Here is a 1,338-nt window from a genome sequence, read left to right on the forward strand (position 1 = left end):
AATTAGGAGTGTTCGAAACATTTTGAATTTTAAAAAAACAAATCCTTTTCCACATTTCTGTTGATAATATTTGTTTTTATGTTTGGATTAAAGCCCCAGTTTTCCTGCTGTTTCCTATTGGTGTTGTTACTTTTGCAATGACGTGCCCATACTAGCAAACATATCTGTTAAAGCGCTTCTTGAGCTGATTCCTGAAAAGGAGCTAGCCGCTCTATCTGAAAGTACCAACATAGATTTTCAGGTAAAAACGCTTTATGGCCGCAGTATGTTCTACTTGTTACTTTATGGTTTGGCTACATGTGAAAAAACAAGTCTGAGAGGACTTGAGGATGTATTTAATTCCAATCGGTTTAAAATGCTTTTTTCACTTGACCGTGATCAAACTGTTAGGTATAATTCTCTTTCTAATCGCTTGGCCACGATGGATCTATCTTTTTTTGAAAAAGCATATAAGATGATCTATTCTAGATTTAGTAAAGAGTTCTCCTCAAAGGAATCCAGTTCCTATAATATCGTTAGAGTAGATTCCACTATGGTAGTTGAAACCGCCGGTAAACTGGCCCAGGGGATGACAGTCGGCTGTAAAAAGAACGGAAAAAAGCAGGTGAAATATACGCTTTGCCTGGAAGATCTTTTTCCAAGCAGCGTGCAGGTGTTTACCTCACAGAGTGAGCTGAGTGAAGATAGGACTATACCAAAAGCCATACTGAAAGTAACAGACCCCAGCCCTAATACGGTGTTCGTATTTGACCGGGGAATAAGCAGCAGGCGGGCATTTGCCGACATCGATGATCGGGACTGGAATTTTGTAACCAAAATGAAAACCAATGCCAGGTACCATCTGCTGGAAACAAGGGCTCTTCCTGAAAACCTTCAGATAGGAGATGCGACGGTCAGCTCGGATGAACTTATTGAGCTTTATGACCGGTACAATAAGCGACTACCCAATAAGTTCAGGCTCATTAAAGGATGCAATGGAAGCGGTATCGCGTTCTTTTTGCTTTCCAATATGTTGCAAGCCCCAATCTCAGACATAATAGATATATACCGAAAGAGGTGGGACATAGAAGTGTTTTTTAGGTTCATCAAGCAGGAACTAAACTTTAACCACTTTATCTCAACCAGTACCAACGGGATCAAGATCATCTTATACATGACCCTGATCCTGTCAATGCTTATTCTTATTTATAAAAAGGGTAACCAAATTGGTTATAAAACAGCAAAAAGACGAATCTCAATGGAACTAGATGACATGGTTACCATTCAGATAGTTATCGCCTGTGGGGGTAATCCAGATCTGGTCTTTAGAGGGCCGTAAGGTTTCGAACACTCCTAATT

Annotated in this window: 1 protein-coding gene; it reads left to right on the forward strand. The window is 40.0% G+C overall.

Going from position 1 to position 1,338, the window contains the following annotated elements:
• The first annotated feature begins 142 nt into the window (after positions 1-142).
• The gene (locus tag HWV58_RS24245) at positions 143-1,318 is read left to right on the forward strand and encodes an IS4 family transposase (RefSeq protein WP_175636581.1); all 1,176 of its coding nucleotides are present in this window, start codon (positions 143-145) and stop codon (positions 1,316-1,318) included.
• Positions 1,319-1,338 lie beyond the last annotated feature (20 nt).

The organism is Pedobacter ghigonis (assembly GCF_903166585.1).
Taxonomy (GTDB): Bacteria; Bacteroidota; Bacteroidia; order Sphingobacteriales; family Sphingobacteriaceae; genus Pedobacter; species Pedobacter ghigonis.